General features: G+C 66.6%; 13 protein-coding genes. All 13 read left to right on the forward strand.

The annotated features are described in order from the left end of the window. Positions 1–197 precede the first annotated feature (197 nt). The 13 genes from rpoB to GWK18_RS03935 all read left to right on the forward strand — a co-directional run bounded on the left by rpoB (position 198) and on the right by GWK18_RS03935 (position 17,764). Positions 198–3,704: a DNA-directed RNA polymerase subunit beta gene (rpoB, locus tag GWK18_RS03875; protein ID WP_166833328.1), complete on the forward strand. Its 3,507-nt coding sequence runs from the start codon at positions 198–200 to the stop codon at positions 3,702–3,704. Positions 3,705–3,833: 129 nt separating this feature from the next. Beyond that, positions 3,834–7,718, forward strand: a complete 3,885-nt coding sequence (locus GWK18_RS03880) for a DNA-directed RNA polymerase subunit beta' (protein WP_123824888.1) — start codon at positions 3,834–3,836, stop codon at positions 7,716–7,718. Positions 7,719–7,814: 96 nt separating this feature from the next. Beyond that, positions 7,815–8,594 carry an IclR family transcriptional regulator gene (locus GWK18_RS03885; protein ID WP_123824889.1) on the forward strand — a complete coding sequence of 260 codons (780 nt, stop codon included), beginning with the start codon at positions 7,815–7,817 and terminating at the stop codon, positions 8,592–8,594. A gap of 94 nt (positions 8,595–8,688) precedes the next feature. After that, on the forward strand, positions 8,689–9,891 hold the full coding sequence (locus tag GWK18_RS03890) for a 4-hydroxybenzoate 3-monooxygenase (protein ID WP_123824890.1): 1,203 nt from the start codon (positions 8,689–8,691) through the stop codon (positions 9,889–9,891). A 201-nt stretch (positions 9,892–10,092) separates the two neighbouring features. Next, on the forward strand, positions 10,093–10,878 hold the full coding sequence (gene pcaH / locus GWK18_RS03895) for a protocatechuate 3,4-dioxygenase subunit beta (RefSeq protein ID WP_123824891.1): 786 nt from the start codon (positions 10,093–10,095) through the stop codon (positions 10,876–10,878). Further along, entirely contained in the window at positions 10,871–11,446 is a 576-nt protein-coding gene (gene pcaG, locus GWK18_RS03900; RefSeq protein WP_123824892.1) for a protocatechuate 3,4-dioxygenase subunit alpha, read from the forward strand. The genes pcaH and pcaG overlap by 8 nt, the downstream gene beginning before the upstream one ends. 2 nt (positions 11,447–11,448) lie before the next feature. Further along, on the forward strand, positions 11,449–12,921 hold the full coding sequence (locus GWK18_RS03905; RefSeq protein WP_166833330.1) for a lyase family protein: 1,473 nt from the start codon (positions 11,449–11,451) through the stop codon (positions 12,919–12,921). A 15-nt stretch (positions 12,922–12,936) separates the two neighbouring features. Continuing rightward, positions 12,937–13,794: an alpha/beta fold hydrolase gene (locus GWK18_RS03910; RefSeq protein ID WP_166833332.1), complete on the forward strand. Its 858-nt coding sequence runs from the start codon at positions 12,937–12,939 to the stop codon at positions 13,792–13,794. Further along, positions 13,791–14,246: a carboxymuconolactone decarboxylase family protein gene (locus tag GWK18_RS03915; protein ID WP_166833334.1), complete on the forward strand. Its 456-nt coding sequence runs from the start codon at positions 13,791–13,793 to the stop codon at positions 14,244–14,246. The genes GWK18_RS03910 and GWK18_RS03915 overlap by 4 nt, the downstream gene beginning before the upstream one ends. Further along, positions 14,243–15,451 carry a thiolase family protein gene (locus tag GWK18_RS03920; protein WP_123824894.1) on the forward strand — a complete coding sequence of 403 codons (1,209 nt, stop codon included), beginning with the start codon at positions 14,243–14,245 and terminating at the stop codon, positions 15,449–15,451. The genes GWK18_RS03915 and GWK18_RS03920 overlap by 4 nt, the downstream gene beginning before the upstream one ends. 108 nt (positions 15,452–15,559) lie before the next feature. Beyond that, positions 15,560–16,240 carry a 3-oxoacid CoA-transferase subunit A gene (locus tag GWK18_RS03925; protein WP_123824895.1) on the forward strand — a complete coding sequence of 227 codons (681 nt, stop codon included), beginning with the start codon at positions 15,560–15,562 and terminating at the stop codon, positions 16,238–16,240. Between the two features lie 55 nt (positions 16,241–16,295). Continuing rightward, complete coding sequence (locus tag GWK18_RS03930; protein WP_123824896.1) at positions 16,296–16,955, forward strand: 3-oxoacid CoA-transferase subunit B; 660 nt, start codon at positions 16,296–16,298, stop codon at positions 16,953–16,955. Then, positions 16,952–17,764, forward strand: a complete 813-nt coding sequence (locus GWK18_RS03935; protein ID WP_123824897.1) for an IclR family transcriptional regulator C-terminal domain-containing protein — start codon at positions 16,952–16,954, stop codon at positions 17,762–17,764. Before GWK18_RS03930 ends, GWK18_RS03935 begins: the two co-directional genes overlap by 4 nt. Positions 17,765–17,851: the final 87 nt, after the last annotated feature.

Here is a 17,851-nt window from a genome sequence, read left to right on the forward strand (position 1 = left end):
CCCTATCCTGGATCTTTGCGTCGTCCCTGATTTCAGCGTGCCTTCATATAGCGGTGGGCGCCCCTCGAAACGCTACAGCTCCTGCACTTCCCCTCGTCAGCTAGCCGGTCATCGGCAACCTGGACCAGACTGTAGCCTTCGACACATCGGACGGGAACCGCGCGATTCACTTGCAGATCTGTGGAAGGAATCTCATCTTGGTCGCCTCGAGCACCGATTCGTCCGTCACCGCAAACACGACAGGGAACAACACTCCCCGTCGTGTCTCTTTCGCAAAGATTCACGAGCCCCTTGAGGTCCCGAACCTCCTGGCGCTGCAGACCGACAGCTTCGACCGTCTGATCGGCAACGAGAAGTGGCATGAGCGCCTCCGCCAGGCGCAGGAAGCCGGCCAGTCCGGCGTGCCCACCACCTCGGGCCTGTCCGACATCTTCGAAGAGATCTCCCCGATCGAGGACTTCCAGGGCACCATGTCCCTGTCCTTCACCGAACCGGAGTTCTACGACCCCAAGTACACGGTCGAAGAGTGCAAGGACCGTGACGCCACCTACTCGGCACCCTTGTACGTCAAGGCCGAGTTCATGAACAACACCACGGGTGAGATCAAGCAGCAGACCGTGTTCATGGGCGACTTCCCGCTCATGACCGACAAGGGCACGTTCGTGATCAACGGCACCGAGCGTGTCGTCGTGTCCCAGCTGGTGCGTTCCCCTGGTGCCTACTTCGAGAAGGGCCAGGACCGGACCTCGGACAAGGACATCTTCTCCGCGAAGATCATCCCGTCCCGCGGCGCCTGGTTCGAACTCGAGATCGACAAGCGTGACCAGGTCGGCGTGCGTCTGGACCGCAAGCGCAAGCAGTCCGTGACCGTGCTGCTCAAGGCGCTGGGCTGGACCGAGTCCAAGATCCTGGAGGAGTTCGGCGAATTCGACTCCATCCGCGCCACCCTGGAGAAGGACACCACGGAGACCCGCGAGGACGCTCTGCTGGACATCTACCGCAAGCTGCGCCCGGGAGAACCGCCCACGGTGGACGCTGCCCAGCAGCTGCTGGACAACATGTACTTCAACCCGAAGCGCTACGACCTCGCCAAGGTCGGTCGCTACAAGATCAACCGCAAGCTCGGCATCGACAAGGGCTTCGACGATCCGGATGCCTCCGTGCTGTCCATCGAGGACATCGTGGCGATGATCCGCTACCTCGTGACCCTGCACGCCGGGGGCGACTCCATCCAGGGTGTACGCGACGGCGAAGCGCGTGAGATCCGCATCGACGTCGACGACATCGACCACTTCGGCAACCGCCGCATTCGCGCCGTCGGTGAGCTGATCGAGAACCAGATCCGCACGGGCCTGTCCCGCATGGAGCGCGTCGTGCGTGAGCGCATGACCACGCAGGACGTCGAGGCGATCACCCCGCAGACCCTGATCAACATCCGCCCCGTGGTGGCCGCGATCAAGGAGTTCTTCGGGACCTCGCAGCTCTCGCAGTTCATGGACCAGAACAACCCGCTGGCCGGTTTGACGCACAAGCGTCGTCTCTCCGCGCTGGGCCCCGGCGGTCTCTCCCGTGACCGCGCCGGCATGGAGGTCCGTGACGTCCACCCGTCGCACTACGGCCGTATGTGCCCGATCGAGACCCCTGAAGGTTCGAACATCGGTCTGATCGGCTCGTTGGCCACCTACGCGCGGATCAACCCGTTCGGGTTCATCGAGACCCCGTACCGTCGCGTCGTCAACGGCGTGGTGACCGACGACGTCGTCTACCTGACCGCCGACGACGAGCGCGGTGCTGTGATCGCCCAGGCCAACGCACCGTTGACCGACGACCTGCGCTTCGCCGAGGACGCCGTGCTGGCCCGTGCCTCCGACGGATCCGGTGAGGCCGTGCTGGTCGAGCCCTCCGACGTCGAGTTCATGGACGTCTCCCCGCGCCAGATGGTGTCGGTGGCGACCGCCCTGATCCCGTACCTGGAGCACGACGACGCCAACCGAGCCCTCATGGGTGCCAACATGCAGCGTCAGGCCGTGCCGCTGCTGGTCACCGAGGCCCCGCTGGTCGGCACCGGCATGGAGCGCTTCGCCGCGATGGATGCCGGCGACTCCGTGCTGGCCGTCAAGCCGGGCGTGGTGACCGAGGTCGCCGCCGACCACGTGACCGTGGCCAACGACGACGGCACCACCAAGGACTATGTGGTGGGCAAGTTCGTCCGGTCCAACCCGGGCAACACCTACAACCAGCGCGTCATCGTCTCCGAGGGCGACCGGGTGGAGAACCGTACGGTCATCGCCGACGGCCCCTCGACCGACCACGGCGAACTGGCTCTGGGCAAGAACCTGCTGGTCGCCTACATGTCCTGGGAAGGCCTGAACTACGAGGATGCGATCATCCTCTCCCAGCGCATGGTCTCCGACGACGTCCTCACCTCGATCCACATCGAGGAGCACGAGATCGACGCCCGCGACACCAAGCTCGGTGCCGAGGAGATCACCCGAGATATCCCGAACGTCTCCGAGGAAGTGCTCTCGGCCCTGGACGAGCGAGGCATCATCCACATCGGTGCCGAGGTCCAGGCCGGCGACATCCTGGTCGGCAAGGTCACCCCGAAGGGTGAGACGGAACTGACCCCGGAGGAGCGCCTGCTGCGCGCCATCTTCGGCGAGAAGTCCCGCGAGGTCCGCGACACCTCCCTGAAGGTGCCCCACGGCGAGTCCGGAACCGTGATCGGCGTGCGGGTCTTCGACCGCGACGACGACGGCGACGACCTCCCGGCCGGCGTCAACCAGGTGGTCCGCGTGTACGTCGCGCAGAAGCGCAAGATCACCGACGGTGACAAGCTGGCCGGCCGTCACGGCAACAAGGGCGTGATCTCCAAGATCCTGCCCGTCGAGGACATGCCGTTCCTGGCCGACGGAACCCCGGTGGACGTCATCCTCAACCCGCTGGGCGTGCCCGGCCGTATGAACCTGGGCCAGGTGCTCGAGGTCCACACCGGCTGGCTGGCCAAGCAGGGCTGGGAGATCGAGGGCAACCCCGAGTGGCTGGATCGCCTGACCGACTTCCCGAAGTCCACGGGACAGGTCAACGTGGCCACCCCGGTGTTCGACGGCGCCCGCGAGGACGAGATCTTCGACCTCCTGGACCACTCGAACACCACCCGTGACGGTGATCGTCTGATCAACCACACGGGCAAGGCCCAGCTGTTCGACGGCCGCTCCGGCGAACCGTTCCCGGACCCGATCTCGGTCGGCTACCAGTACATCCTGAAGCTGCACCACCTGGTGGACGACAAGATCCACGCGCGCTCCACCGGCCCGTACTCGATGATCACCCAGCAGCCGCTGGGCGGTAAGGCGCAGTTCGGCGGTCAGCGTTTCGGTGAGATGGAGGTCTGGGCCCTCGAGGCTTACGGCGCCGCGTACACGCTGCAGGAGATCCTGACGGTCAAGTCGGACGACGTTCACGGTCGTGTGAAGGTCTACGAGGCCATCGTGAAGGGCGAGAACATCCCGGAGCCGGGTGTCCCCGAGTCCTTCAAGGTCCTGATCAAGGAGATGAAGTCCCTGTGCCTGAACGTCGAGGTTCTCTCGGCCGACGGACAGACCATCGAGATGCGCGATGCGGATGACGAAGTCTTCCGCGCGGCCGAAGAGCTCGGCATCGACCTGTCCCACTCCGAGCCCAGCTCGGTCGAAGAGGTCTGAGCCGCACCCGCGCCGTCGTCGTCACGGCAGCCGTCGTGAACGGCACCTGACGACGACGGCCCGGGACGGCACGAACTTCATCCACCCAAGTTTTCAAGAAGAATTCAAAGAAAGAGATCAAGGATCCTTATGTCCAACGATTCTTCGCTCAACCTCATGCGCATCGGCCTGGCCACGGCCGATCAGATCCGCAGCTGGTCCTTCGGCGAGGTCAAGAAGCCCGAGACGATCAACTACCGCACGCTCAAGCCGGAGAAGGACGGCCTGTTCTGCGAGAAGATCTTCGGCCCGACCCGCGACTGGGAATGCTACTGCGGCAAGTACAAGCGCGTGCGGTACAAGGGCATCATCTGTGAGCGCTGCGGCGTCGAGGTGACTCGCGCCAAGGTGCGTCGCGAGCGCATGGGCCACATCGAGCTGGCCGCGCCCGTGACCCACATCTGGTACTTCAAGGGCGTCCCCTCCCGCTTGGGCTACCTGCTGGACCTGGCGCCCAAGGACCTCGAGAAGGTCATCTACTTCGCCGCGTACATGATCACCAAGGTGGACGAGGAAGCTCGCCACGACGACCTGCCGAACCTGCAGGCCGCGATCGACCGTGAAAAGAAGGCCCTCGAGGACCAGCGCGACTCCGACGTCGTCGCGATCGCCGGTGACCTGGAGCAGGACCTGGCCACGGTCGAGGCCGAGGGTGGCAAGGCCGCGGAGAAGCGCAAGCTGCGCGATGCCGCCGACCGTCAGATGGCCAACGTGCGCAAGCGCGCCGACCGCGAGGTCGAAGCGCTCGAGCGTGTGTGGGACCGCTTCAAGAACCTCAAGGTCAACGACCTCGAGGGCGACGAGGCCCTGTACCGCCAGATGGTGGACCGTTACGGCATGTACTTCGAGGGCTCGATGGGCGCCGAGGCGATCAAGAAGCGCCTGGAGACCTTCGACCTGGCCGCCGAGGCCGAGGCTCTCAAGGAGGTCATCGCCACCGGCAAGGGGCAGCGCAAGTCCCGCGCCGTCAAGCGCCTCAAGGTCGTCAACGCTTTCCTGACCACGGACAACTCCCCGCTGGGCATGGTCCTGGACGCCGTCCCGGTCATCCCGCCGGAACTGCGGCCCATGGTGCAGCTCGACGGTGGCCGTTTCGCGACCTCCGACCTCAACGACCTCTACCGTCGTGTGATCAACCGCAACAACCGCCTCAAGCGACTGTTGGATCTGGGTGCCCCCGAGATCATCGTCAACAACGAGAAGCGGATGTTGCAGGAGGCAGTGGACTCCCTGTTCGACAACGGCCGTCGCGGCCGTCCGGTCACCGGGCCGGGCAACCGTGCGCTCAAGTCGCTGTCCGACATGCTCAAGGGCAAGCAGGGTCGTTTCCGTCAAAACCTGCTGGGCAAGCGCGTGGACTACTCGGGCCGTTCGGTCATCGTGGTGGGCCCGCAGCTCAAGCTGCACCAGGCCGGTCTGCCGAAGCAGATGGCCCTGGAGCTGTTCAAGCCGTTCGTGATGAAGCGCCTGGTGGATCTCAACCACGCGCAGAACATCAAGTCCGCCAAGCGGATGGTCGAGCGTTACCGCCCGCAGGTCTGGGACGTGCTGGAAGAGGTCATCACGGAGCACCCCGTGCTGCTCAACCGCGCACCCACCCTGCACCGTCTGGGCATCCAGGCCTTCGAGCCGCAGCTCGTGGAGGGCAAGGCCATCCAGCTGCACCCGCTCGTGTGCTCGGCGTTCAATGCCGACTTCGACGGTGACCAGATGGCCGTGCACCTGCCGTTGTCCCCGGAGGCCCAGGCCGAGGCCCGCATCCTGATGCTGTCCTCGAACAACATCCTGAAGCCCTCGGACGGCAAGCCGATCGCCCTGCCCTCGCAGGACATGATCATCGGCCTGTACCACCTGACCACCGAGCGCGCGGACGAGGTCGGCACGGGGACCAGCTACTCGTCGGTCGCTGAGGCCATCATGGCCTTCGACGCCCACAAGCTGCACCTCAACGCCAAGGCCAAGATCACGGTGCAGGACTTCGTGCCGTACCCGGGTTGGGTGGCGCCGGAGGGTTACGAGCAGGGCGACCCCGTCACGCTCGAAACCACCCTGGGCCGCGTGATCTTCAACCAGCAGCTGCCCGCCGAGTACCAGTGGGTCGAAGGCGTTGCGGACAAGAAGTTCCTGTCCAAGCTGGTCAACGACCTGGCCGAGACTTACCCCATGGGTGTGGTCGCCCAGACGCTGGACAACCTCAAGGACGCCGGTTTCTACTGGGCGGCCTGGTCCGGCATCACGGTGGCGATCTCGGACATCGCGACCCCGCCGGCCAAGCCCGGCATCATGGAGGGTTACGAGGCGCAGGCCGCCAAGATTCAGGGCCAGTACGACACGGGTCTGATCGACGACGACGAGCGCCGCTCCGAGCTGATCGACATCTGGACCAAGGCCACCGACGAGGTTGCCGAGGCCATGCGCGAGAACCTGGGCGAACTCAACACCATTAACCGCATGGTGTCCTCGGGTGCCCGCGGTAACTGGATGCAGGTTCGTCAGATCGCCGGTATCCGTGGCCTGGTGGCCAACCCGAAGGGGGAGATCATGCCCCGTCCGATCAAGTCCTCCTACCGTGAGGGCCTGTCGGTTCTGGAGTACTTCATCGCGACCCACGGTGCCCGTAAGGGCCTGGCCGACACCGCGCTGCGTACCGCCAACTCGGGCTACCTGACCCGACGTCTGGTGGACGTCTCCCAGGACGTCATCGTGCGTGAGGCGGACTGCGGTACCGACCGCGGCCTGACCCTCCCGTTGGCGACGACGGAGACCGGTGCCCGCGCCCTGCACGAAGAGGTCGAGAACACGGTGCACGGTCGCGTGCTGGCCGTGGACGTGGCCGACGCCAACGGTGAGGTGCTGGCCCAGGCCGGTGCTGACCTCTCGGACGCCCTGATCGCCACCCTGTACAACGCGGGTGTGGATGAGGTCCGGGTGCGTTCCGTGCTGACCTGTGAGTCCGCCGTCGGTGTGTGTGCAGCGTGCTACGGACGTTCGCTGGCCACCAACAAGCTGGTGGACATCGGCGAGGCCGTAGGCATCATCGCCGCGCAGTCGATCGGTGAGCCGGGTACCCAGCTGACCATGCGTACGTTCCACACCGGTGGTGTTGCGTCCTCCGACGGTGACATCACCCAGGGTCTGCCCCGTATCCAGGAGCTCTTCGAGGCCCGTACCCCCAAGGGGGTGGCCCCGATCTCCGAGGCCGCCGGTCGCGTGGCGATCGAGGACACCGACAAGGGTGTGCGCATCGTGGTGACCCCGGACAACGGCGACGAGGAGTTCGCCTACCCGGTGCTGCGCCGCGCCAAGATGCTGGTCGCCGACGGCGATCACGTCGAGGTCGGACAGCAGCTGGTGGCCGGTGCCGTGGATCCCAAGGAGGTCCTGCGCATCCGTGGTCGTCGTGCCGCCCAGAAGCACCTGGTGGACGAGGTCCAGGGCGTGTACCGCTCGCAGGGTGTGGGCATCCACGACAAGCACGTGGAGGTCATCGTCCGGCAGATGCTGCGCCGTAACACTGTGATCGAATCGGGTGACACCGATCTGCTCCCGGGTGAGCTCGTGGACGACGTGCGCTACCGCGAGGCCAACTTGAAGGCCGTGAGCGAGCAGCAGCGTCCGGCGTCGGGCCGTCCCGAGCTGATGGGCATCACCAAGGCCTCCTTGGCCACGGATTCGTGGCTGTCGGCTGCGTCCTTCCAGGAGACCACGCGCGTTCTGACCCAGGCCGCAATGGAGGCCAAGTCGGATCCGCTGGTGGGCCTCAAGGAGAACGTGATCATCGGTAAGTTGATCCCGGCCGGTACGGGCCTGGCCCGCTACAACAACGTCAGCGTCGAGCCGACGGAGGAGGCGAAGGCTGCGCTGTTCACCGATTCCGGTGCCTACTCGGACTTCTCCTACGCCGACGACTCGAGCTCCTTGGGCAGTGAGTTCCAGGCGATCCCGCTCGAGGACTACGACTTCGGCGCGAACTGATCCGAAGTCCCCCATGAGGAAGGGCCCCTCTCCCAGCAACGGGAGAGGGGCCCTTCCTCATGCGCAGAGGCCGCCGGATCCGGCAGAATTCCCGTCATGGCCAACTCCCCGTCGGGTGAAACCGTGATCCAACGCGTCGACAGGGTCCTGGGTGCCTTCACCAGCAGAACTCGGAGACTCACGGCGGCGCAGGTGGCCAAGCGCGCGGACCTCCCGCCCAGCACGGCCCACAGGTTGTGCGCGGAACTTGCTCGGTGCGGATGGCTGGACCGCGAGGGCGACGCGTTCGTGGTGGGCACACGCCTGTGGGAACTCTCCACCCGCTCCGCCCCGGAGTCCTCGCTCGCATCGGTGGCAACCCCCTTCATGCAGGACGTTCAGGCCGCGCTGGGGCATCACATCCACCTGGGCCGGGTGGAGGGCGGTGAAGTCCTGTTCCTCCAGCGGCTCTCCGAGCGCGGTGCCCGCGAGATCAGCTCTGCCGTGGCCGAACGGCTCCCGCTGCACGTCTCCGCGGTGGGCCTGGTGCTGCTGGCCTGGATGGACGAGGCGGAGCGCGCTTCCTACCTCGCTGAGTTGGCCGCCTCAGGAACCCATCCACCGCAGGGGAGCGTGGAGAACCTGGAGGCCGTTCTGCAGACCGCTCGCTCCGCGGGTCACGTCGTACAAACCGGCAACATCGAACACGACCGAACCGCCATCGCGGTCCCCGTCAAGGGGGCGCAAGGAAGCGTTGTCGCAGCCTTGGGTGCGGTCCTGGACCGGACCGCGGGACCGGTCGATCCCGGTGCCACGGTTCAGGTGCTCCGCGCGGCGTCACACGGCATCGAGCGGACGCTGCGGGAGGAGACTGCGCGGGAGCGAGTTGCGGGCTGACGGTCACGGATTCCGTTGAATGGGACAGGTGTGGTTGCGGCCACATCAGGGGTGGCACACTGGGCGCACATTCGTTCGCCAGGAGGACACATTCATGTCTGAGTCTCAGCCCGAATCTCGGGTCATTCGCACCCAGGTCGGCATCGTCGGGGGAGGTCCCGCCGGCCTCATGCTCTCGCACCTGCTGTCTCGGGCCGGAGTGGATTCGGTTGTCGTCGAGGTCCGGGATCCGGAGACCATTCGCAACACGCATCGCGCGGGGATCCTGGAAGCCGCCACGGTTCAGATGCTGGCGGATTCGGGTGTGGACGGGCGCGTCCTCACCGAAGGGCATGAGCATCGCGGCACCACGCTGCGATTCGACGGCCAGAACCACCACGTCGATTTCCAGGACGCCGTCGGGCAGTCGGTGTGGCTCTATCCACAGAACGAGGTGTTCTGGGACCTGGCACAGGCGCGGGAGCGCGACGGGGGCCAGGTCTTCTGGTCCGTCTCGGACACTGCGGTGCACGACGTCGACTCGGACTCTCCGCGGATCACCTTCCGGGACGCCGAGGGACAGGAGCGCGAGATCGAGGCGGGGATCGTCGTCGGCGCCGATGGCTCGCGTTCGATCTGTCGCGGGCTGATTCCCGACGGGGTCCGCACCGACAACTTCATCGAATACCCGTTCGCCTGGTTCGGCATCCTGTGTGAGGCTCCGCCGAGCTGGCCGGAGCTGATCTACACCAATTCCCCCGCAGGCTTCGCCTTGATCTCCCAGCGTTCGGACACCGTGCAGCGCATGTACTTTCAGTGCGACCCGGACACCAATCCGGAGGACTGGACCGAGGAGCAGATCTGGGCTCGCCTCCAGGAGTGCATGCAGGGGGAGGACGGCTTCCGGCTCAAGGAAGGCAAGATCTTCGACAAGACGGTGCTCAAGTTCCGGTCCTACGTGTGCGAGCCGCTGCGGTACCACAGCCTGGTCTTGGTGGGCGACGCCGGCCACACCGTTCCTCCCACGGGGGCAAAGGGCTTGAACCTGGCCTTCTGCGATGTCCGGGTCCTGGCGCCCGCACTGATCGGGCTGTTCAACGACGGTGACGACTCCCAGCTGATCGAGTACTCCGCCAAGGCCCTGGAGCGGGTCTGGAAGGCGCAGAACTTCTCTTACTGGGCGACGAACATGATGCACACCACGGAGGGGGAGAACCCGTTCGCGCAGAAGCGTCGTCGCGGGGAGCTGACTGCGATCACGGGCTCGGAGAACGGCCGGGCCTACTTCGCCGAGTCCTACACGGGCTGGCAGGACTAAAAGTGTGCGCAATGCGGACAGATGTTCGCATTGCGCTTGATCTGCGCTATCCTCGAAGAGTCGATCAGGGCCGATGGCGAGGTGTGGCAGCCGTCCCCGGTGCCCAGCAGGGCAGCAGGGGCGGGTTTTCAGGAGAAATGGTCCGCCCTGGCAGGCAATCTTGCGTGAAGCACTGCCTGGAAATTATCGAAGGAGATGATCATGGCCGAACCCGTCGTGTCCTCGGATGCCGCTGCGAACTCCCAGGCCGAGATCTCCGCGGACATGCGCGAGATTTCACGCCAGTACGCCGAGTCGGGGGTCGTGGAGACACAGCCCCGGATCGACTACGCGCCCTATCGGAGCTCGATCCTGCGTCACCCCACCAAGGATCTGCACCACGCGGATCCGGAGACCATCGAACTGTGGGCTCCCGCCTTCGGGCAGCGTGACGTCCACGCCTTGGAAGCCGATCTGACCATTCAGGGCGGCGGTGAGCCGATCGGTGAACGCATGACCGTGAAGGGCCGGGTCCTGGACGGCAACGGTCGCCCCGTGCGCAATCAACTCGTGGAGATCTGGCAGGCCAACGCTGCCGGGCGCTACATCCACAAGCGTGATCAGCATCCGGCGCCGATCGACCCCAATTTCACCGGCGTGGGTCGGTGCCTGACCGGTGACGACGGGTCCTACTCGTTCACCACCATCAAGCCCGGGCCCTACCCCTGGAAGAACCACCACAACGCGTGGCGTCCGGCGCACATCCACTTCTCGTTGTTCGGTACGGACTTCACCCAGCGGATGATCACCCAGATGTACTTCCCGGGCGATCCGCTGTTCGACCTGGACCCCATCTACCAGGCGATCGTGGACCCGAAGGCACGCGAACGCCTGGTGGCCACCTACGACCACGACACGTCCGAACACGAATGGTCCCTGGGCTACACCTGGGACATCGTGCTGACCGGTGCACACCGCACGCCCACCGAGGAGGACTCCGATGTCTGAGCAACTGGTCCCCACCCCGGGACAAACCATCGGCCCGTTCTACGGCTTCGCGCTTCCCTACGCGGGCGGCGAGAACCTCGTGGACCGCACCCACCCGAACGCGGTGCGTCTGCACGGCACGGTGTACGACGGCCACGGTGACCCCGTCCCGGACTCCATGTTGGAGATCTGGCAGGCCGATGCCGAAGGCAACGTGTCGCAGGAACCCGGGTCCCTGATCCGAGACGGGTACACCTTCACGGGCTTCGGCCGTGTGGCGGTGGACAACGTGGGGCATTACGACTTCACGACCGTCAACCCCGGTGCCTCCGAGCCCGGCAAGGCGCCGTTTATCGCCATGACGGTGTTCGCCCGCGGGCTGCTCAACCGCCTGTTCACCAGGATCTACCTCCCGGAGGACACCCAGGCACTGGCCAACGACCCGGTCCTGTCGGCCCTCCCCGAGGACCGGCGATCGACGCTGATCGCCGCACGTGAGGCGGACGGCTCGCTGCGCTTCGATATCCGTTTGCAGGGTGACGGAGAGACCGTGTTCCTGAGCTACCCCAACCATCGGGCGGACAGCTGATCATGCCCGATTACGGCCTCCTGGAGCCCGGTACCCACCACATCGCTTCTCTGACCGACGACGACGCCTTCTTGCGTTGTCTGGTCGAGGTCGAGATCGCGTGGGTCCGGGCCCAGGCGGCCGCCGGGCTGGTCTCTCCGGAACGGGCGGACGCGGTGAGCGCCGTCGCCGATCCCGAGGTGTTCTCGGCCTCTTTCGATCCAGCCGACATCGCCGCTCGTTCGGAGGGTGGCGGCAATCCCGTGATCCCGATGCTGGGTGACCTTCGGGCGGCCGTCAAGACGATCGACCCCTCCGCGCTGAAAGCCATCCATCGCGGATTGACCAGCCAGGACGTCATGGACACCGCCCTGATGCTGATGACCCGGCGAGTGCTCGATCGGATACGGGACGACCTGGACGGTGTCTGTGTCACACTCGCCCATCTGGCCGAAGAACACAGGGCCACGCCCGCCGTGGCCAGGACCCTGACCCAACACGCGCTGCCTTCGACCTTCGGGCTGCGGTGCGCGCGGTGGCTCCAAGGTCTCCTCGACGCGCGTGAGGCCCTGCTCTCCGTGACGCCGATGGTATCCGTCGGGGGTGCGGCCGGAACCCTGGCGGGCACCGCGGCTCTGCTCGCTCCGACTCAGGCCGACCGGAATGAACAGAACCAGTCCGCGGACGAAGACCTCGCGGCCGCCGTTGCAGACCTCAACGCCGCTTGGGCCAGCGAACTCGGGCTCGCACCGGCCGCGCACGTCTGGCACACGAACCGCGGTGTCGTGCTTCGGCACGCCGATGCGCTGGCGGAGACCACCGCGGCTCTGGGTGCGATCGCCAACGACGTCCTCGTGCTGTCCCGACCGGAGGTCGCGGAGCTCCGGGAGCCCACTGCCCCCGGGCGAGGGGTGTCCTCTGCCATGCCGCAGAAGCAGAACCCCGTCCTGTCCGTGCTGATCAAGCGCAGCGCTCTGAGCGCTCCCCAGCAGATGGCCCAGCTCCACCTGGCCGCTGCGGGCGTCGTCGACGAACGTCCGGACGGCGCCTGGCACGCTGAATGGCCGGTCTTCCGCACCCTGCTGCGACTTTCAGCGACGGCGGTGACCCAGTCCCGGGAACTGCTGGAGGGGCTGCAGGTGTTGCCGGAGGCGATGCTCGCCAATCTTCGCCAGGCCGGGCCCGGTGTGGTCGCCGAGCGCATTGCCGCAGTTCTGGGGCCGGTCATCACCGCGACCTCCGGAGCGGACGGCAAGGCCGCCGTGCAGCGAGCCATCGGTGACGGGGCCGGAGACGCCGATCGCACGGTTGCCCTGCTCCAGGAGCTGACCGCAGACACCGTCCTGGACGACGGCCGTGCGGTCACGCCCGACCTGCTCCGGGAACTGTGCGACCCCACCACCTACACCGGGCTGAGTACGCAGCTCGTGGATGCCGCGATTCAACGCTTCCGGCGCGCCGGCATCCAGAGTGCGTCAAGCCATCAGACGAACTAGCGAACAGGAGTACCGATGACCGTTCCGGAGATTCGGATCGTTGCCCTCTCCGACACGACCGAGGGCCAGGGATCCTCGCTGCCGATCGTCCTCATGGGGCCGTCCCTGGGAACCTCGGTGGCCCACCTGTGGGGAGCCGTGGCGGATGAACTCCGCGGTCGGGCCCGCGTGCTGGGCTGGGACCTGCCCGGACACGGAGGTCAACCTGCGGCTGCGGGGGATTTCACCATGAAGGAACTGGCAGAAGGCGTTCTGACGGCCCTGGATGTGGTGTTCGACGCGGAGGGGAGGCCGGAAACAGAACGCTCCTTCGTCTACGCCGGCTGCTCGGTCGGCGGGTGCGTCGGACAGCGGCTGCTCCTTGATGCGCCCAACCGCGTGACAGCCGCGGCGCTGGTTGCCACCGCGCAGCGCATGGGAACCCCCGAAGGGTGGTGGGAACGCGCAGAGCTCGTCGCTCAGGCGGGGACCCCCACCATGGTGATCGGCAGCGCCCAGCGCTGGTTCGCCGAAGGCTTCATCGCCAAGGACGCCCAGGCCGGAACCGGGATCTCCACGACCCTGCTGCACGACCTGCAGGATGCCGACCGGCACGGGTACGCACAGGTCTGCGGAGCGCTCGCGCAGTTCGACGTTCGCGGACAACTCGGCCAGGTCTCCGTCCCCGTGACGGTGATCGCCGGTGCCGAAGACGCAGCGGCCGCACCGGAGCAGCTCGCTGAACTGGCGGCGGCCATCCCCGGTGCACGACTGGTCCAGTACGACGGCGTCGCTCACCTCCCGCCCGCAGAGGCCCCCGATGCCGTGGCAGAGGAGATCGCTGCCCTGCTCGACGCCTCGGGAGTCGCAACGGCGGAACGGGGCGACTCATGAGCCCGCAGCCCGACCGGACGGAAGCACAGGCCCACGCCGACGGCATGCAGGTGCGCAGAGAAGTCCTCTCCGATGCGCACGTGGATCGGGCGGAAGCAGCCAAGAACGAGTTCACCTCCGACTGGCAGGACTTCATCTCCCGCTACGCCTGGGGCGAGATCTGGACCCGACCCGGTCTTGACCGACCCATGCGCAGCGCGATCACCCTCACGGCGCTGATCGCCGGTGGTCACTGGGGCGAGTTCGAGATGCACGTCCGCGCAGCCCTGCGCAACGGCCTGACCCGGGATCAGATCAAGGAGATCCTGCTGCAATCGGCCATCTACCTGTCCGTACCCGCGGCCAACAACGCCTTCTCCCACGCCCGCGACGTCTTCGACGCCCTTGACGCCGACGGGTCCCAGGCCGATGCACCGGCCACCCGTTCCCAGACCGAGGAGTCCACACGATGACCACGTCCTACGTCTACGACGCCGTCCGCACACCGTTCGCCAAGATCGGTGGTGCGTTGGCGAGCCACCGCCCCGACGACCTGGCCGCCTTGGTCATTCGAACCATGGTCGAACGTGCCCCCGCGCTGGAGACCTCCCGGATCGACGAGGTGGTCTTTGGCAACGCCAACGGTGCCGGCGAAGAGAACCGCAACGTCGCCCGCATGGCCACCCTGCTGGCAGGGCTGCCCACGTCGATCCCCGGGACCACCGTGAACCGCCTCTGCGGCTCCTCCCTGGACGCGGCCATGATCGCCTCCCGGCAGATCGAGGTGGACGAGGCGGACCTGATGCTCGTCGGTGGTGTGGAGTCCATGTCCCGAGCTCCCTGGGTCCTCCCGAAAACCGAACGCCCCTTCCCCATGCAGGATCTTCAGCTGGCCAACTCCACACTCGGGTGGCGTCTGGTCAACCCGGAGATGCCGGGGGAGTGGACCGTGTCCCTGGGGGAGGCCACCGAGCAGCTGCGGGAGAAGCACGGGATCACCCGTGAGGAACAGGACGAGTTCTCGGCCCGGTCCCACCAGCTTGCGGCGAAGGCCTGGGACGAAGGCCGCTACGACGACCTGGTGGTCCCCGTGGCTGCGAACACCAAGCGGGGCACGGACGTGCCCCGGGACGAGACGGTCCGCGCCGACTCCACGGTGGAGTCGCTCGCCGGTCTGCGGACGGTGTTCCGTGCGGCGAACGGCACCGTCACCGCCGGCAATGCGTCACCCATGAACGACGGCGCGTCCGCCGCGTGGCTCGGGTCCGAGGCCGGAGCCGACCTGCTCGGCGCCGCACCCCTGGCTCGCATCGCCGGGCGAGGGGCCGCCGCGAACGAGCCGCAGTTCTTCGGCGAAGCCCCCGTCGAGGCGGCCAACACCGCCCTGCGCAGGGCAGGCATCACCTGGGACCGGGTCGGCGCCGTCGAACTGAACGAGGCATTTGCCGCCCAGTCCCTGGCGTGCCTGCGGCAATGGGGTGTCGACCAGGACATCGTCAACGCCTGGGGCGGTGCGATCGCCATCGGTCACCCGCTCGGGGCATCGGGAACCCGTGTCCTGGGGACCCTGGCGCGCCGACTCAAGGCCGAGAACCGCAGGTGGGGAGTGGCTTCGCTGTGCATCGGTGTGGGCCAGGGCCTCGCCGTCGTGCTCGAGAACGAGGAAGCCACCGAGTGAACCACCCGGCCGCGGGCCGCACGAAGGGGCGGCCGTCGGTCCTGCACGCGCCACGGGCGCGGAGGCCCGGGCCGCATGACATGAGGACCAGAGAGGAACGGGAAGAGCATGCTGACCATCGTTGATTCCGCAGCCCAGGCAGTCGAGCCGATCACCGACGGTTCCACCGTGATGATCGGTGGTTTCGGAGTGGCCGGGCAGCCCGTGGAACTGATCGATGCCCTCATCGAACAGGGCGCCACCGATTTGACGGTCGTGAACAACAACGCCGGCAACGGGGACGTGGGACTGGCCAAACTGATCCAGCTGGGACGGGTACGCAAGATCATCTGTTCCTTCCCCCGCCAGTCGGACTCCTATCACTTCGACGCCAAGTACCACGCGGGTGAGATCGAACTGGAGGTGGTTCCGCAGGGCAACCTCGCCGAACGCATCCGCGCCGCCGGTGCGGGCATCGGCGCGTTCTACACGCCCACGGGCTACGGAACTCCGCTGGCAGAGGGCAAGGAGACCCGCGAACTCGACGGCAAGATGCAGATCCTCGAGTTCCCCATCACCGCGGACTTCTCACTCACCAAGGCCCTGACCGCCGACAAGGCGGGGAACTTGGTCTACCGGAAGACGGCGCGGAACTTCGGCCCGATCATGGCTGCCGCCGCGCGCACCTCGATCGTGCAGGTCTCGGACGTCGTCGAACGCGGAGCCCTGGACCCGGAGGTCGTGGTGACGCCGGGCATCTACGTCGACACCGTCGTCAGCATCCCGGACCCCGCCGTGGGCCACGCCTGAGCGGGCTACGCCCCGCGTCGAGCCCAAGCCTTCACAACCAGAGAGTGAGCAGACCATGACTTCCATGACCAAGGACGCCGCGCTGACCCCCGAGCAGTTGGCAGAGGTGGTGGCCGCCGACATCCCGGCCGGCGCCTACGTCAACCTGGGGATCGGCCAGCCGACGCTCGTGTCGAACTACCTGACCCCGGAGGACGACGTCACCCTGCACACCGAGAACGGGATGCTCGGCATGGGGGGAGAGGCCCATGGTGACGAGGTCGACCCCGACCTGATCAACGCAGGGAAGATTCCCGTCAAGGAGACCGACGGGTGCTCCTACTTCCACCACGCCGATTCCTTCGCGATGATGCGAGGCGGGCACCTGGACTGCTGCGTGCTCGGTGCCTTCCAGGTGGACCGCGCCGGAAACCTGGCCAACTGGCACACCGGGAAGCCGGATGCGATCCCCGCCGTCGGGGGCGCCATGGACCTGGCCACCGGAGCCAAGCAGACGTTCGTGATGATGACCCTCACCGCCAAGAACGGCCAGGCCAAGCTGGTGGAGAACTGCACCATGCCGTTGACCGGTGTGGGCTGTGTTTCCCGTGTCTACACTGATCAGGCAGTGTTCCTGATCGAAGGCGACGGACGGGTGGTCGTCCGTGAGACGTTTGGATGTGATTTCGAGGCCGTGCAAGAACTCGTCCCGTTCCCGCTCGAGCGTTCCGAATGATTTCCGACCGTCCGAAAGGTGCTGAGACCGCGACCCGCGAGGGGGGAGGGCACTACGTCCAGTCCCTCGCGCGCGGTCTGGCGGTGATCGGGGTCTTCGACGCCGAGAACCCCAGCATGACCTTGTCGGACGTCGCCCGCCGCACGGGCCTGACCCGCGCGACGGCACGCCGGTTCCTGCTGACCCTGGAAGAACTCGGCTACGTCCGCAGCGACGGACGCCAGTTCGAGCTCACCGCCAAGGTCTTGCAGCTGGGCTACTCGTACCTCTCCGCGTTGAGCCTCCCGGAGTTGGTCACACCGCACCTGCGCACACTGTCGGACCGGGTGCACGAATCCTGCTCGGTCGCCGTTCTGGACGGACCGGACATCGTCTACGTCGCCCGCGTCCAGGTGCGGCACATCATGAACGTCGCCATCTCGGTCGGCACGCGCTTCCCGGCCCACGCCACGTCCATGGGCAGGGTCCTGTTGGCCGCGATGCCCGACGACGACGCCGTGGCCCTGTGCTCGGAACAGCTCAAGTCCCCGATCTCGAGTCGCACGATCAGCACACCCCAGCAACTGATCACCCGCCTGGACGAAGTCCGCGCCCGTGGTTACGCCGTCGTGGACCAGGAGCTGGAGGCGGGGTTGCGCTCCGTCGCCGTCCCGCTCAAGGACTCGAACGGCACCACCGCGGCAGCGGTCAACGTCTCCATGCGCGTCGGGGCCAGTCCGTCGGCCGATGACCCGGTGGGGCAGATCCTGCCGCACCTGCAAGCCTGTGCGCAGGCCGTGCACGCCGATCTGGTGGCCAGCGCAGGCTAGGCAGGTGGGTCACCGTCTGGTACGGTATACGAGATTGGCTCGATCACCCGTGTGATCGCACTCCAGTGGCAATGTGGACTCCGTCCA

The sequence above is a fragment of the Kocuria sp. JC486 genome (genome assembly GCF_011602805.1).
Classification (GTDB): Bacteria; Actinomycetota; Actinomycetes; order Actinomycetales; family Micrococcaceae; genus Kocuria; species Kocuria soli.